The organism is Duganella sp. CT11-25 (assembly GCF_047302815.1).
Lineage (GTDB): Bacteria > Pseudomonadota > Gammaproteobacteria > Burkholderiales > Burkholderiaceae_D > Rugamonas.
Genome location: NZ_JBKBFD010000001.1, coordinates 2947553 through 2962609 on the forward strand (window position 1 = coordinate 2947553; position 15057 = coordinate 2962609).

The following is a 15057-nucleotide window of genomic DNA, read 5'->3' on the forward strand; positions in this document are numbered from 1 at the left end:
CCAGTCTAAGCGGCCACGGGCGCCAGCAGATATGAATAAATCACGGTCATCCATGCCGATATCGGATAGCTGCCAGAGGGGAATTCAGCTATCTGATATTGATATGGCTACCTGCGAATTAATCATATTTCCAGTCTAGCGGCCGGGCTTAGACTGAGCGCTGTTCCCTGAACTTCACTCCTGATCCCATGAAAATCATCAAACTGACGACCTACCGTGTTCCACCGCGCTGGATGCTGCTCAAAATCGAGACCGATGAAGGCGTCGTCGGCTGGGGCGAACCGGTCATCGAAGGCCGCGCCCGCACCGTGGAGACCGCGGTACAGGAAATGGAGCCCTATCTGATCGGCCAGGACCCGTCCCGCATCAACGACCTGTGGCAGACCATGTACCGCGCCGGCTTCTACCGCGGCGGCGCCATCTTGATGAGCGCGATCGCCGGCATCGACCAGGCGCTGTGGGACATCAAGGGCAAGGTCATGGGCCAGCCGGTGCACGAACTGCTGGGCGGCCTGGTGCGCGACCGCATGAAGATGTACAGCTGGGTCGGCGGCGACCGCCCGTCCGACATCATCGAACAAATCACCACGCTGAAAAAAGGCGGCTTCGACACCTTCAAGATGAACGGCACCGAGGAACTGGGCATGCTGGACACCTCGGCCAAGGTCGACGAAGCGGTGCGCCGCGTGGCGGAGATCCGCGCAGCCTTCGGTAACACCATCGAATTCGGCCTGGACTTCCACGGCCGCGTGGCCGCGCCGATGGCCAAGATCCTGTTGCGCGAGCTGGAGCCGTTCCGCCCGTTGTTCGTCGAGGAGCCGGTGCTGGCCGAGCAGGCCGAGTACTACCCGCGCCTGGCCGAGATGACGGCGATTCCGCTGGCGGCGGGCGAGCGCATGTACTCGCGCTTCGAATTCAAGAACGTGTTCGCGGCCGGCGGCCTATCCATCGTGCAGCCGGACCTGTCGCACGCCGGCGGCATCACCGAATGCCTGAAGATCGCCGCGATGGCCGAAGCCTACGACATCGCGCTGGCGCCGCACTGCCCTCTGGGCCCGGTCGCGCTGGCGGCGTGCCTGCACGTGGACTTCGTCTCCTACAACGCCATGCTGCAGGAGCAAAGCATGGGCATCCACTACAATCGCGGTGGCGAACTGCTCGACTACGTCCTCAACAAGGAAGACTTCAAGATCACCGACGGCTACATCAAGCCGCTGACCAAGCCCGGCCTGGGCGTGGAAGTGGACGAGGAGCGCGTGATCGAGGCGAGCAAAAACGCCCCCGACTGGCGCAATCCGGTCTGGCGCCATGCGGACGGCAGCGTCGCCGAGTGGTAGGCGCGGCAAGCGCTGTCATCGCGGCCTGGGGCCAACAATAAAAAAGTATCTGGAGACGAGTATGCCCTTTTTGTTACGCCGCCATTCCGGCGCCGCGCTGATCGCCGGCGTCCTGGCAGCCAACGCGGCCAGCGCCGGTACGCTGTCCATCGACGCCAGCGCGCCCACCCCGGCGCCGCTGGCGGCCGCGCTGCGCCTCGGCAGCGCCGTCGCTCCCAACGGCGACACCCTGGGCGCCAACGCCCGCTACCTGACCCGCAACGGCGCCCCGTGGCTGCCGGTGATGGGCGAATTCCACTACAGCCGCACGCCCGCCTCACAGTGGGAGGCGGAACTGCGCAAGATGAAGGCGGCCGGCATCGACATCGTCGCCAGCTACGTGATGTGGAACCACCACGAGGAAATCGCCGGCAGGTTCGACTGGTCCGGCAACCGCGACCTGCGCCGCTTCGTGCAGCTGGCCGCCAAGGCCGGGCTGGATGTGGTGGTGCGCGTCGGCCCGTGGGCGCACGCGGAAGTGCGCTTCGGCGGCATTCCGGACTGGGTGGTGAACGCCATGCCGACCCGCGGCAACGACCCGCAGTACATGGCGCTGGTGGAGAAGCTGTACGCGCAGATCGGCGCGCAGATCAAGGGACAGCTGTGGAAAGACGGCGGCCGCGTGATCGGCGTCCAGCTGGAAAACGAATACAACATCGACGGCCCGGGCAAGGGCGCGGCGCACATCGCCGCGCTGAAAAAGCTGGCGCTGAAGGCGGGCATGGACGTGCCCTACTACACCGTCACCGGCTGGGACGGCACCATCTACCCGACCGGCGAAGTGACGCCGGTGTTCGGCGGCTATCCCGACGAACCCTGGGGCGTGAGCACGAAAGAGCTGCCGCCGAAGGAAACCTACGCCTTCCGCTTCGACACCCGCGTCAGCGGCGACCTCGGCGCGCAGACGGCGGCCCACGCTCCCGGCACGGCGGAGACGGACAAAGAAGTCACCCCCTTCCTCGGCGCCGAATACGGCGCCGGTTTGCCATTCATGTACCGCCGCCGCACCGTGGTGTCGGCCGACGACATCGCCTCGATGCTGCCGGTGCAGCTGGGTTCCGGCGTCAACCTGATGGGCTACTACATGTTCCACGGCGGCCGCAATCCGCTCAGCCTGGGCGGCAGCGGACTGGAAGAGTCCACCCTCAGCGGCGGCTACAACGACACCACCATGGTCAGCTACGACTTCCAGGCGCCGCTCGGCCCGGACGGCCAGCAGCGCAAGGTGCTGGAGAAGCTGCGCCCCTTCCACCTGTTCCTGCACGACTTCGGCGCGCGCCTGGCGCCGATGACGGTGCGTAAGCCGGACCACACGCCCGCCACACCGGCCGACCTGGCGACCGCGCGCTTCGCGGTGCGCAGCGAAGGCGATCGCGGCTTCCTGTTCGTGAACAACCACGTGCGCCAGTATCCGATGGCCGCGCAGCAGGCGACGCGGTTCAGCGTCAAGCTGCCGGGCCAGAACATCACGCTGCCGAGCAAGCCGGTCGACATCGCCGACGGCGCCTACTTCATCTGGCCGCTGAACCTGGACCTGGACGGCACCAACCTGGCCTACGCGACCGCGCAACCCCTGACCCTGCTCGACCAGGGCAAGGCCGGCGTGGTGGCGGTGTTTGCCGCCGCTGCCGGCATCCCGGTCGAACTGGCGTTCGACGCGGCGGCGCGCATCGCCGCGCCGGGTGCCCAAGTGACGGTGGCCGACGGCCGCGCGCTGGTGACCGGCGTACAGCCGGGCGCCGAGGCGGCGCTGACCTTGCAGCGCGACGGCAAGCGTCCACTGACCATCGTGGTGCTGACGCCGGAGCAATCGCAGCAACTGAACGTGGTCCAGCTGGCAGGCCAGCGCCGCCTGGTGCTGAGCGCGCAGCAGGCCTACGCCGGCGACGGCGCGCTGCAATTGCGCTCGACCGGCAGCAGCAAGTTCCGCTTCGCCGTCTATCCCGCACTGGGCGGCCTGCCGAAGGCCAGCAGCGACAGCGCGGCATGGAGCGCGAAGGCCACCGGCTCGGCGCCTTCCGCCTCGGTGGCGCTGCGCGCCGCCGGCAACGACGGCATCTTCCAGGCGTTTGAAGCGGAGCTGCCTGCGCGCGAACTGAAAGCCTCCGTGACGCAAACCCGCGCCGCGCAAGCCGCGCCGCCTGTCATGACGGGCGGCCTGGCGAAATCCGCCATCCAGCCTATCCCGGAGAGCTTCAAGGCCGCCGGCGCATGGCAGGTCATCGTGCCGCGCGAGCAACTGCGCGGCCTGGACGACGCCTTGCTGCAGATTGACTTCGTCGGCGACATCGGCCGGTTATACTCGGGTACCCGCCTGCTGGACGACTGGTACTACAGCGGCTATCAATGGCAGTTCGGCCTGCGCCAGAACGCCGCCCTGCTCGACCAGCCGCTGACCGTATCCGTACTGCCGTTGCGCGCCGACGCGCCGATCTACCTGCCCAAAGAGGCACGCCCCGACTTCGGCGGCGATAAGCAAATGGCCACCCTGCGCGGGATCAGCGTGATACCCGTGTATCAGCTCCGCGTGGCGCCGTAAAAAACAATATCAACTGGAGACTTCAATGAAACGTACCCTCATCGCCGCAGCAACGCTCTGCATCATGGCCGCCGCCAACCTGGCCCATGCCGCCGATCCGGTGAAAATCGGCTTCCTCGTCAAGCAGGCGGAGGAGCCCTGGTTCCAGGACGAGTGGCGCTACGCCGAACAGGCAGCCAAGGACAAGGGCTTCACGCTGGTCAAGATCGGCGTGCCGAACGGCGAAAAAATGATGGCGGCGATCGACAACCTGGCCGCGCAAAAAGCCCAGGGCTTCGTCATCTGCGCGCCCGACGTCAAGCTGGGCAAGGCCGTCGAACGCTCGGCCAAGCGCAACAACCTGAAAGTGATCTCGGTCGACGACCGCCTGGTCGACGGCGGCGGCAAGCCGATCGACACGATTCCGCACATGGGCATTTCCGGCTACGCCATCGGCAAGCAGGTGGGCGAAGGCATCATCGCCGAGATCAAGGCGCGCAAGTGGAACATGGCGGAAGTGGGCGCGATCCGCGTCGCCTACGACCAGCTGCCGACCGCCAAGGAGCGCACCACCGGCGCGGTCGACGCGCTGAAAGCCGCAGGCTTCCCGGCCGCGAACATCATCGACGCGCCGCAGGCCAAGACCGATACCGAGAACGCCTTCAACGCCGCCAACATCGCGCTGACCAAGAACGCCAAGTTCAAGCACTGGGTCGCGGTCGGCCTGAATGACGAAGCCGTGCTGGGCGCGGTGCGCGCGGCCGAAGGCCGCGGCATCAAGGCCGACAACATGGTCGGCGTCGGCATCGGCGGCGCCAAGGCGGCCGAGAATGAACTGAACAAGCCTGCGGTAACCGGCTTCTTCGGCTCCGTCATGATCAGCGCCAAGGAGCACGGCTACCAGACCTCCGTCAATCTGTACAACTGGATCACCGGCAAAGCCGTACCGCCGGCCGAAGTGCTGACCAAGGGCATGCTGATGACCCGCGCCAACCAGGCGGAAGTCCGCAAAGCGATGGGCCAGTGACATGACCGCGTACCTGCAATTTGACCAGGTCTGCAAGTTCTTCCCGGGCGTGAAGGCGCTCAACGGGGTGAGCTTCTCGGCGCACGCCGGCCAGGTCCACGGCCTGCTGGGAGAGAACGGCGCGGGCAAGTCGACGCTGCTGAAAATCCTCGGCGGCCAGTACAAGCCGGACGGCGGCCGCCTGCTGGTCGACGGCAAGGAGCGCCACTTCGCCAGCGCCAAGGACGCGATTCAAGCGGGCATCGCCATCATCCACCAGGAGCTGCAATACGTGCCTGAGCTGACGGTGGCGGAGAACGTGCTGCTGGGCCGCATGCCGACGCGCTTCGGCCTGCTGGACAAGCCCAGGGCGCACCGCATCGTGGCCGAAAAGCTGGCCGCCATCGGCGTTGACCTGTCGCCGGATGCCAGGCTGGCCGACCTGTCGATCGCGCAGCGCCAGATGGTCGAGATCTGCAAGGCCATCATGCAGGACGCGCAGGTCATCGCCTTCGACGAGCCGACGTCCAGCCTGTCGCACCGCGAAACCGAGATCCTGTTCCGCCTTGTGAAGGAACTGCGCGCCGAAGGCCGCACGCTGATCTACATCTCGCACCGCCTGGAAGAGCTGTACGAACTGTGCGACGCCTGCACCATCTTCCGCGACGGCCGCAAGATCGTCACCCACGACGTGATGGCCGACGTGCCGCGCGAGCGCCTGATCAGCGACATGGTCGGCCGCGAACTGAGCGACATCTACGACTACCGCGAGCGCCGGCACGGCGAGGAACGCCTGAAGATCCAGGGCCTGAACGGCAAGCACGTGAAAGGCCCGCAAAGCTTTTCCATGCGCGGCGGCGAGGTGCTGGGCTTCTTCGGCCTGGTCGGCGCCGGACGTTCGGAACTGATGCGCCTCCTGTACAACGCCGATCCGCGCAGCGAAGGCACGGTGACGCTCGACGGCGCGATCGTCCCTACCGGCGCGCCGACCGACGCCATCGCGGCCGGCATCGTGCTGTGCCCCGAAGACCGCAAGGAACAAGGCATCCTGGCCACCGCCTCGGTGGCTGAGAACATCAATATCAGCGTGCGCCGCAACGATCTGCGCGCCGGCCTGTTCCTGCGCCATAAAAAGGAAGCCGCGCTGGCCGACGAGTTCATCGCCCGCCTGCGCATCAAGACGCCGAACCGCCAGCAGGAAATCCGCCTGCTCTCCGGCGGCAACCAGCAGAAGGTGATCCTGGCGCGCTGGCTGGCCGAACCCGGCCTGAAAGTGCTGATCCTCGACGAACCGACGCGCGGCATCGACGTCGGCGCCAAGAACGATATCTACCGCATCATTCATGAAGTGGCCGAACGCGGTTGCTGCGTGATCGTGATCTCCAGCGAACTGCCGGAAGTGCTGGGCATCTCGGACCGCGTGATCGTCATGCGCGAGGGCGAGATCTGCGGCGAACTGCCGCGCGCGCAAGCCACCGAAACCGAAGTCCTGCGCCTGGCCCTGCCCGATTCCTCGGCCCCGGCCCCCGCCGCATATATCGAAACGCCCGCACTACCAACACGGAGCATCGCATGAACGTCTCACCATTGAATCCAGCCGCGCCGTCCGCGCGCCCCCTGATCTCGCGCCAATGGCTGTCCGAATACAGCATGCCGCTGGCCTACGTCGTCCTGTTCGCCGTGCTGGCGGCGACGGTGGAAAACTTCTTCTCGGTGACCAACGTCATCGGCCTGATGCTGTCGGTGGCGCAGATCGGCATGGTCGCCTGCACCATGATGCTGTGCCTGGCCTCGCGCGACTTCGACCTGTCGGTCGGTTCGACCATCGCCTTCGCCGGCGTGCTGGGCGCGATCGTCATGGAGCAAAGCGGCAGCGTCGCGCTGGCCGTGGGTGCTGGCCTGGCGGCCGGCGCGCTGATCGGCGCCGCCAACGGCGTGCTGATCGCCTACCTGCGCGTCAACGCGCTGATCGCCACGCTGGCCACCATGCTGATGGTGCGCGGCCTGGCCTTCATCGTCTCCAAGGGCCAGGCGGTCGGCATCAACAGCGACGCCTTCATCGCCTTCGGCGACGAGCGCATCTTCGGCATGCCGCTGCCGGTGCTGGTGTGCGGCCTGTGCTTCCTGGTGTTCGGCGTGCTGCTGAACCAGACCGTCTTCGGCCGCAACACGCTGGCCATCGGCGGCAATCCGGAAGCGGCGCGCCTGGCCGGCGTGCGCGTGGAACGCCTGCGCGTCTGGATATTCCTGCTGCAAGGCCTGGTCACCGCGATGGCGGGCCTGATCCTGGCGTCGCGCATCACCAGCGGCCAGCCGAATGCGGCGCAGGGTTTCGAACTGGACGTGATCTCGGCCTGCGTGCTGGGCGGCGTCTCGCTGCAAGGCGGCAAGGCGCGCATCTTCGGCGTGCTGATCGGCGTGCTGATCATGGGCACCGTGGAAAACGTCATGAACCTGCTGGACGTCGACGCCTTCTACCAGTACCTGATGCGCGGCGTGATCCTGCTGGTGGCCGTGCTGCTGGACCAGCTCAAAACGCGCGGCGAGCGCCGTTAAGCGATGTCGCAACGACTGCACGGCAAGGTCGCCATCGTCACCGGCTCAACGCAAGGCATCGGCGCGGCCATCGCGCGGCGCTTTGCGGCGGAAGGCGCGATGGTCGCGCTGAACAGCCACCGCGACGACGACGCCGCGCGCCTGATCTCGGCGGAACTCGGCCCTGAACGCAGCATCTTCATCGAAGCCGATGTCGCCGACCGCGCCGCCATGGAGATGCTGGCCGCGCGCACCATCGAGCGCTTCGGGCGCATCGACATCCTGATCAACAACGCCGGCATGAACGTCTTCGACGATCCGCTGGCGCTGAGCGAGGAAGACTGGAAGCGCTGCTTCGCGGTCGACCTGGAAGGCGCATGGAACGCCTCGCGCGCCGCGCTGCCCTCGATGCTGGCGCAAGGCGCCGGCAGCATCGTCAACATCGCCTCCGTGCACGGCCACAAGATCATCCCCGGCTGCTTCCCCTACCCGGTCGCCAAGCATGCGCTGATCGGCATGACGCGCGCGCTGGGGCTGGAATACGCCGCGCGCGGCATCCGCGTCAACTCGATCTCGCCGGGCCTGATCGTCACCGAGATGATCGAGCGCCACTTCGCCGAGCAGGCCGACCCCGAAGCCGAACGCGCCCGCCAGGCCGCCCTGCTGCCCTGCAAACGCCTCGGCCGTCCCGAAGAAGTCGCCGCCACCGCGCTGTTCCTGGCCAGCGACGAAGCCCCTTTCATCAACGCCACCGACATCCTGATCGACGGCGGCCGCTCGCAGATGTATCACGAGTGACCAAGCACGAGTAACTATGTCCACCGCTTGTTCGCCCGCACAACGCGGGCATGCAACGCATGCCCGACCGCGAGACGCCGCAGTGTCAGGATCGCGATGAGGGAGCCCAGGATCGGGACGCCGAAGGCAAGCAGTTGCATGCCCTGCATCACGGATTCGGGTTGCGCCATGCCCGGCACATAGCCCAGCGCCCCCAACGTCCAGCCTATGCACGCCACGGACGCCACCCCGCCCGCCTTGAGAAGGACAAGGACGGTGGCGAAGGTGGCCGTCTCGCGCCGCTCGCCATGATGGAATTCGGCGAAATCCGTCAGGTCCGCCAGGATCCCCCAGGGCAGCATGAACACACCGCCGAAGCCGACGCCGATCAGCGCCGCCGAAGCCGTCAATAACCACAGGCGGTCTCCAGCCATGCAGAAAACCGCAATGCCGCAGCCGGCGACAGCGTGGCTGGCGGCGAGCAAGACGGTCTTGTCGCGCGAGCGGATGAGGAAAATCCAGAATGCGGCGCCGGCCAACTGGCCCAGGGTGATGGTCAGCAAAACCCGGCCCGCGAAGTCCGGCTGCTTCAGCACATACGTCGCGATGTAAAGGATCATCTTGGAGAACACCGGCGTCGCGAAGCCGGTGATCAAAGCGATGATGGCGATGGCCCCGAACAGCCGGTCCAGCTTGGGCAGGATGACTATGCGTGCGTGAGGCCGGATCCGGCGTTCGCCGCCGCCCTCTTCCTTTGCCGACCAGGCCGCGAAGAACATCACGGCACAAAACACCAGTCCGCCCGCCATGCCCAGCAAGGACAGCCGGCCGGCGCTGACGGGCGGGCCGGCGGCGACCATGAATGGCACCAGCACGGTGGCGATGATCACGCTGGCCGCCGAGCTGAACACGGTGCGATACCCGGACGCGCGCCCGCGCGCGCGGCTGTCGGTCGCGACGCGCGCGAGCAGGCTGTTGTGCGGGACGTCAATGATCGCGTACGTCGCGCGGAACAGAATAATGACAAGGGCAATCGCGGTGATGTCATTCGCCCCCAGCCACGGCAAGCTGTAAATGAGGACGAACGCGGCGGCGCAGGGCAGCGTGCCCAAGGCGATCAGGCGCCGGTAACCGGTCCCCCTATTTTGCGCCCAGGCCGCCAGCAAGCCCGCGCTCAAATCAAGCACCAGGTCGGCGCCGAAGACCAGCAGCATCAGCAGGCTGACACTTTGCGGAGCGATGCCAAGCAGGTCCGTCAGCAGGAACAGCAGCGTCACATCCACGCTGCCAAGCAGCAGGTTCTTGCCGAAATTGCCGGTCGAATAGCCGATCAAATGCCGGTCCGTCTTTACCCTTGCGAGATAACGGCCCATGATCGCCCGTCCCTACCAGAAGGAAACCGTGGTGGACGCGTGTATCGGCAACAGCGCGGCGCCCAGCGCGATCGAGCTGCCGCCGAGCCGCGACACCCGGATTTCGGCGGGCTGCCGGTGCTCGGGCCAGCGCAGCTGGCCCTGGTTCAGCCTGGCGGCCAGGCGAATCATGATGGACTCCGGCAGCGGACTGGAAAACACGATCTCGCCGGGATCGAACCATGAGATCGCGCTGTTGACCACCGATTCCAGCTGCCCGGCGGCCCGGTCCAGCCAGCGCTCGATCAGCGCATCGTGGCCGACGCTCGCCTCATCGAAATGCGCGATCGACTGGATCGGACATCCCGCTTCGCGCAGCACGGACAGCAGGTCCATGGTGGTGGGCCGCGGCAGCTCCATCGGATACAGCCCGCCGATATCGCCGGCGCCGCCGAACTCGCCTTTCAGCAGGCGCCCATCCTCAATGACGCCCGCCCCGATCCCGTACCCCAGCAGGAATACCACCACCGTCGAGGAGCGCCGTATCGTATCGTTCAGATAGTACTCGGCGAGCGCGGACGCGTTGGCGTCATTCTCCAGCATGGTCGGCAAGCCCAGCGCGTCGTCCAGGATCTGGCGCAGCGGGACATTGCGCCATCCCGGCAGGTCGTTGACGATGTTCCATTGCCCGCCGTCGCGGCCACGGGGCGGGCCCGGCAGGCCGACGCCGACGCCGAGAAACCGCCCGCCCAACAGCCGGTGCTTGACCGACAGCTCGGTAATCCGCTGCTCCAGGAGTTGCGCGAAGCCGAGCGGGTCGGGCGCACCGACCGCCTCGCTGGTGAGCGAGATGATGCCGCCCGCATAGTCGACCAGCGCGATTTCCAGCACGCCCTTGTGCACCGTCGCCCCCACCGCGAAGCCGCCGGCCGCCGAGATCGTCAACGGCACGGTCGGACGCCCGCGCCCGCTCGTGTCGGACGACGCCTGCTCCTCGACCAGGCCCATGCTGATCAGGTTGCGCGACAGCTTGGTCAAGGCCGAGTTGCTCACTTGCAGCGCCATGGAAAGATCGGTGCGCGGCAGCGGACCCTTGGTCCTGAGCTGCCATAACAAACGTTTTTCTTCTGAAGACAGTTTTAGCCGCGCAATTTTCATGGTGTTATGTATATAAAGGCAATTCCTGTAACACGCCTGTCATATTCTATTTATTTTACAAGTAATAAATAATTATACCCAAAATACCGTGCCTATACTCCGGCTCAACAGCTTCCCACCTTGTCCAAACCGGAGAAATCTATGATGAAGAGAAAGAATACCCTGGCCCACAGCTGGGTGATCGGCGCCTTGTACGCCATGGCCTGCCCCGCATTCGCCCAGGCTTTGCCTGCGGAAACCGGCACCGCGCCGGCGGCGCAAGCGGGCGAGGAAGCCGACGTCGCGAGCGTCGTCGTGACGGGCTCGGCGCGGCCGCAGCGCCGCTTCGATGTGTCCTACGCGGTGAACTCGCTGTCGCAGAACGATGTGCAGAAACTCGCGCCGCAAAACATGGCCGACCTGCTGGGCAAGTTGCCCGGCATCCAGGTCGAAGCCACCGGCGGCGAGGTGCAGAACATCACCCGCGTGCGCGGCATCCCGACCGACGATGGCCTGGCGCTGTTCCAGCAGGACGGCTTGCCGCTGTTCACGGAAATCAACGGCTTCTTCTTCCGTGGCGACAGCCTGAACCGCTACGACCTGATGACGAAAAACCTGGAAGTGGTGCGCGGCGGGCCGGCATCGATCTACGCCAGCCAGGCGGCGGCCATCGTCAACAGCAGCACCGTCACCGGCACCGAGACCACCAAGGGCAAGGCGCAGGTCACGCTGGGCACCACCGGCCTCGCGCGCCTCGACATCTATCAGGCCGGCAAGATCGACGACAAGACATTCTATGCGGTCGGCGGCTTCGTGCGCCAGGACGACGGCCACCGCGACAACGGCTTCCCGAACGATCGCGGCGGACAGATACGCGGCAACATCAAGCGCGTGCTGGAGTCGGGCACGCTGACGGTCAGCGCCAACTACCTGAACGACCACAACACCTTCTACCTGCCGATCCCGATCTCCGATCCGCGCAATCCGGCGGTGTCGCTCGACAAGTACATCGATTACTTCGACGGCACGATGAATTCGCCGTCGCTGCGCAGCGTGCCGCAGAAATACCTGGACGGCGCCGGCAAGCTGCAAACCGACACCCGCGACCTGGCCAACGGCCGCCATCTCGAATACGGCAATATCGGCGTGCGCTATGAAGGCGAACTCGGCAAGTGGCAGCTGTCGGCCAAGGGCGGCATGACCAAGGGCACGCTGGACTTCGACGCGTTCTACTCCACCTCGAATCCGGCCGACGCCACCACGTTCGCCAACGGCTTCCTGGGCGCGGCCAAAACCGCGTTCGGCGCCGTCGACCATCTGGGCTACGCGATCGCCGGCAGCCACGGCGCCCAGGTCTACAACCCCGCCGCCGCCTCGGGCCTGGTGATGCAGGCCCAATACCGCGCCGCCGGTTCCGACTTCTATTCGAACCAGGCCGATATCAATATCACGCGCAACTTCGAGACCGGCATGGGCAACCACGACGTCAAGATCGGTTTCTACGGCAGCGGCTACGGCCAGACCAGCAAGTCGGTCTACAACGATATGCTGATCGAAGTGCAGGGCAAGCCGCGCACCCTCGACCTGGTCGCCTACTCCGCTTCCGGCGCGGTGCTCGGCTCGGTCACCGACAACGGCGTGCTGCGTTACACCACCACGCTGAACCAGGGCGACGTCGACGCCAGGATGGGCGCGTTCTATGTGAACGACACCTGGGAAGTCTTCGACGGACTGCGCCTCGACGGCGGCGTGCGCAAGGAGCGTTATAACTACGACGGCTACGCGCTGCTGACCAAACAGCTAAACCTGGGCGATACGGCCACGCTGGCCGACGACACCACGCGCGCCTTCACCGGCGACAGGCAGGCGCACAAGTACAACCTCAACACCCTCAACTGGACGCTGGGCGCCAACTACGACTTCTCGCAGCGCTTCGGCGGCTACGCGCGCGTGTCGCACCTGGAAGTGCCGCCGTCGATGCAGGTGGCCGCCTCGGTCGATCCGCTGGTCCTGACCACCAAGGCGGACCAGTATGAAGTTGGTTTCAAGATGAGCGCCGGCCGCTCCTATCTGTACGTGACCGGCTTCTACACGCAATTCGATCCGCTCAACGCCTCGTTTACCGCCTTCAATCCGGTCACCGGCCGCAACGACCAGACCGTGCCGTTCTTCGGCAAGGCGGTGGTGCGCGGCGCCGAGTTCGACGGCGCGCTGCACCTGACGGACCGCTTCTACATCAACGGCTCGCTGACCGTGCAAGATCCCCAGTACCGTGACTTCGTCAGCGCCACCGGCGCCGATCCGTCCAAGGTGGTCGGCAACCAGATCATCCGCGAGCCCAAGGTGTTCGGCAATATCCGTCCCAACTTCAATTTCAATGTCGGCGACAAGCTGGTCGAGCTGTACGGCAGCTACGCGTACACGGGCAAGCGCTACGTCGACTTCTTCGAGGCCACCGCGATGCCGGCCTATCACTCCATCGGCGCCGGCGTCTCGGTCAGCCGCGGCGACTGGCGGCTGCAGATCGTCGGCGACAACCTGACCAACGCGAAAGGCATCACCGAAGGCAACACCCGGACCGATACGCTGGCCGGACAGGGCAGCCGCGAAGCGATTTACGGACGTCCGGTCTTCGGCCGCAGCGCCCGCCTGGTACTGAGCAAGGCATGGTAAACAAGATGATCAAGAAAACGATAATCGCACTCTCGCTGCTGCTGGCGCAGCAGGCGCACGCCGCCCCGGTGCGCGACCAGCACTGGTCGCTGCTCGCCAGGCAGCTGTTTCCGGCGCTGGTGGACATGGGCGGCGCGCGTCCCGACGCCGCCGTGCCGGCCGGCCGCCGCGCGCGCATCGAAGCGTGCAAGCAGGAGCCGGCTTGCACGCTGAACGCCAGCCTGTGGACGGATGCCGAAATCGCCGCCATCGCGGCCACGGCCGCCAAGGCGCCCGCTTCGTCATGGCGAAAATCGACCTTGGCCGATGATGGCGCGCAAGCCCAGGTCGCGCGCGAACTGCGCGGGCTGAACAGCATTATCCAGGTCTACGGCCAGGGTGCGGCGCCGCGCTATCCGCTCGTCGACGGTCCGATCGACGTGGCCGGCAGCCCGCTCTTCAACGCCGCGGTCAAGGACGCGATCGCCCTCGCCAACGCTGGCGAGGACGATCCGGCGCTGACGCTGGATCCCAGCCTCCAGCTGGCCATCGCCCTGCTTGATGCGAATGACCGCGACGACGCCGTCGCCTTCGAGCCGCTCGACATGGCCCACAACGCGGCCGCGCTGGGGCGTGCGCAGATTATCGATTGGAAGCTGTATCGCTACACGGCCATCATCATTCCGGGCATCGGTCCGGAAAATCCGGGCATGCCGCTCAGCGCACGGGGCAAATGGAATGTGCGGCTGGCCGCCAGGCGTTTTGCGGACGGCGTAGCGCCTTTCATCATCCTGAGCGGCGCCTCGGTGCATCCGAAAGGCACCCGGTTTGTCGAGGCGGTCGAAATGCGCAAAGCCCTGATCGAGCGCTTCGGCGTGCCGGCCGAGTCCATCATCATCGAGCCGTATGCTCGCCACACCACGACCAACCTGCGCAATGTGACGCGGCGGCTGATCGCGATGGGGGCGCCGTTGGACAGGGACAGCCTGATCGTCACCTACACCCCTCAAAGCCGCTACATCGAAAGCGCGGAGTTCGCGGCGCGCAACCAGAAGGAGCTCGGCTACCTGCCCGGCACGGTCGGCACCCGATTATCGCCCACCGAGCTGACTTTCCGGCCGTCGGCCAAGTCGCTGCGCATCGATCCGCTGGATCCGCTGGACCCTTGATAACACCCTGGAACGCCGGCCGGCGACCGGTCCGGCGTTCCAAACGTAGTCATATCTGCATCATTACCCCTCTTTTTTGCGCACACGCAAACAGTTCGCCTTGAAATACACCAAGGTCGTCCCTATAATTGGCACTCGTTACGAGAGAGTGCTAACAGCGCTCTCAACAACTTTCCGTTGTGGCAATCTGATTGAAACAACAACAAACTGTACCATTGTTAATTAAGGAGTTTTGTATGAACCTTCGCCCTTTGAACGATCGTGTAATCGTCAAACGCCTCGACCAGGAAACCAAAACTGCGTCCGGCCTGATCATCCCTGATGCGGCTGCTGAAAAACCGGATCAAGGCGAAGTGCTCGCCGTCGGCAATGGCAAGATTCTGGAAGATGGCAAAGTCCGTCCGCTGGATGTCAAAGTAGGCGACCGCGTCCTGTTCGGCAAATACGCCGGTCAAACCGTCAAAGTCGACGGCCAGGAACTGATGGTCATGCGCGAAGAAGACATCATGGCAATCGTCGTCAAGTAATTGACCGA

At 65.5% G+C, this 15057-nt stretch carries 11 protein-coding genes; 9 read left to right on the forward strand and 2 right to left on the reverse strand.

Annotation, left to right across the window (positions count from 1 at the left end; genetic code table 11):
• Positions 1–188 precede the first annotated feature (188 nt).
• From dgoD to ACEN9F_RS12600, 6 genes are all read left to right on the forward strand, one after another.
• Positions 189–1337, forward strand: a complete 1149-nt coding sequence (gene dgoD, locus ACEN9F_RS12575; RefSeq protein WP_413420353.1) for a galactonate dehydratase — start codon at positions 189–191, stop codon at positions 1335–1337.
• A 61-nt stretch (positions 1338–1398) separates the two neighbouring features.
• Positions 1399–3915, forward strand: coding sequence for a beta-galactosidase (locus ACEN9F_RS12580; RefSeq protein WP_413420354.1), 2517 nt, complete (start codon positions 1399–1401; stop codon positions 3913–3915).
• Between the two features lie 25 nt (positions 3916–3940).
• A complete protein-coding gene (locus ACEN9F_RS12585; protein ID WP_413420355.1) occupies positions 3941–4921 on the forward strand; it encodes an arabinose ABC transporter substrate-binding protein in 981 nt (326 codons plus the stop codon).
• 1 nt (position 4922) lies between these two features.
• Positions 4923–6476, forward strand: coding sequence for an L-arabinose ABC transporter ATP-binding protein AraG (araG, locus tag ACEN9F_RS12590; protein ID WP_413420356.1), 1554 nt, complete (start codon positions 4923–4925; stop codon positions 6474–6476).
• Positions 6473–7456 (forward strand): L-arabinose ABC transporter permease AraH, encoded by a 984-nt coding sequence (gene araH, locus ACEN9F_RS12595; protein ID WP_413420357.1) that lies wholly within the window; start codon positions 6473–6475, stop codon positions 7454–7456. Before araG ends, araH begins: the two co-directional genes overlap by 4 nt.
• 3 nt (positions 7457–7459) lie before the next feature.
• Positions 7460–8233, forward strand: coding sequence for an SDR family oxidoreductase (locus tag ACEN9F_RS12600; protein ID WP_413420358.1), 774 nt, complete (start codon positions 7460–7462; stop codon positions 8231–8233).
• 14 nt (positions 8234–8247) lie between these two features.
• Here ACEN9F_RS12600 and ACEN9F_RS12605 read toward each other — a convergent pair whose 3' ends face one another.
• Positions 8248–9585 carry an MFS transporter gene (locus ACEN9F_RS12605; RefSeq protein ID WP_413420359.1) on the reverse strand — a complete coding sequence of 446 codons (1338 nt, stop codon included), beginning with the start codon at positions 9583–9585 and terminating at the stop codon, positions 8248–8250.
• Between the two features lie 12 nt (positions 9586–9597).
• Positions 9598–10722, reverse strand: coding sequence for an ROK family transcriptional regulator (locus tag ACEN9F_RS12610; protein WP_413420360.1), 1125 nt, complete (start codon positions 10720–10722; stop codon positions 9598–9600).
• A 141-nt stretch (positions 10723–10863) separates the two neighbouring features.
• Between ACEN9F_RS12610 and ACEN9F_RS12615 the strand changes: the two genes are divergently transcribed.
• The 3 genes from ACEN9F_RS12615 (at position 10864) to groES (ending at position 15049) form a co-directional block, all read left to right on the forward strand.
• Positions 10864–13374 (forward strand): TonB-dependent receptor, encoded by a 2511-nt coding sequence (locus ACEN9F_RS12615; RefSeq protein ID WP_413420361.1) that lies wholly within the window; start codon positions 10864–10866, stop codon positions 13372–13374.
• A gap of 5 nt (positions 13375–13379) precedes the next feature.
• Positions 13380–14522, forward strand: coding sequence for a YdcF family protein (locus tag ACEN9F_RS12620; protein WP_413420362.1), 1143 nt, complete (start codon positions 13380–13382; stop codon positions 14520–14522).
• Positions 14523–14758: 236 nt separating this feature from the next.
• On the forward strand, positions 14759–15049 hold the full coding sequence (groES, locus tag ACEN9F_RS12625) for a co-chaperone GroES (RefSeq protein ID WP_008451606.1): 291 nt from the start codon (positions 14759–14761) through the stop codon (positions 15047–15049).
• Positions 15050–15057: the final 8 nt, after the last annotated feature.

Excerpts from the sequence above, each read along its gene's own strand:
- dgoD (WP_413420353.1), top strand. The coding sequence starts at position 189 with ATGAAAATCATCAAACTGACGACCTACCGTGTTCCACCGCGCTGGATG.
- ACEN9F_RS12580 (WP_413420354.1), top strand. The coding sequence starts at position 1,399 with ATGCCCTTTTTGTTACGCCGCCATTCCGGCGCCGCGCTGATCGCCGGC.
- ACEN9F_RS12585 (WP_413420355.1), top strand. The coding sequence starts at position 3,941 with ATGAAACGTACCCTCATCGCCGCAGCAACGCTCTGCATCATGGCCGCC.
- araG (WP_413420356.1), top strand. The coding sequence starts at position 4,923 with ATGACCGCGTACCTGCAATTTGACCAGGTCTGCAAGTTCTTCCCGGGC.
- araH (WP_413420357.1), top strand. The coding sequence starts at position 6,473 with ATGAACGTCTCACCATTGAATCCAGCCGCGCCGTCCGCGCGCCCCCTG.
- ACEN9F_RS12600 (WP_413420358.1), top strand. The coding sequence starts at position 7,460 with ATGTCGCAACGACTGCACGGCAAGGTCGCCATCGTCACCGGCTCAACG.
- ACEN9F_RS12605 (WP_413420359.1), bottom strand. The coding sequence starts at position 9,585 with ATGGGCCGTTATCTCGCAAGGGTAAAGACGGACCGGCATTTGATCGGC.
- ACEN9F_RS12610 (WP_413420360.1), bottom strand. The coding sequence starts at position 10,722 with ATGAAAATTGCGCGGCTAAAACTGTCTTCAGAAGAAAAACGTTTGTTA.
- ACEN9F_RS12615 (WP_413420361.1), top strand. The coding sequence starts at position 10,864 with ATGATGAAGAGAAAGAATACCCTGGCCCACAGCTGGGTGATCGGCGCC.
- ACEN9F_RS12620 (WP_413420362.1), top strand. The coding sequence starts at position 13,380 with ATGATCAAGAAAACGATAATCGCACTCTCGCTGCTGCTGGCGCAGCAG.
- groES (WP_008451606.1), top strand. The coding sequence starts at position 14,759 with ATGAACCTTCGCCCTTTGAACGATCGTGTAATCGTCAAACGCCTCGAC.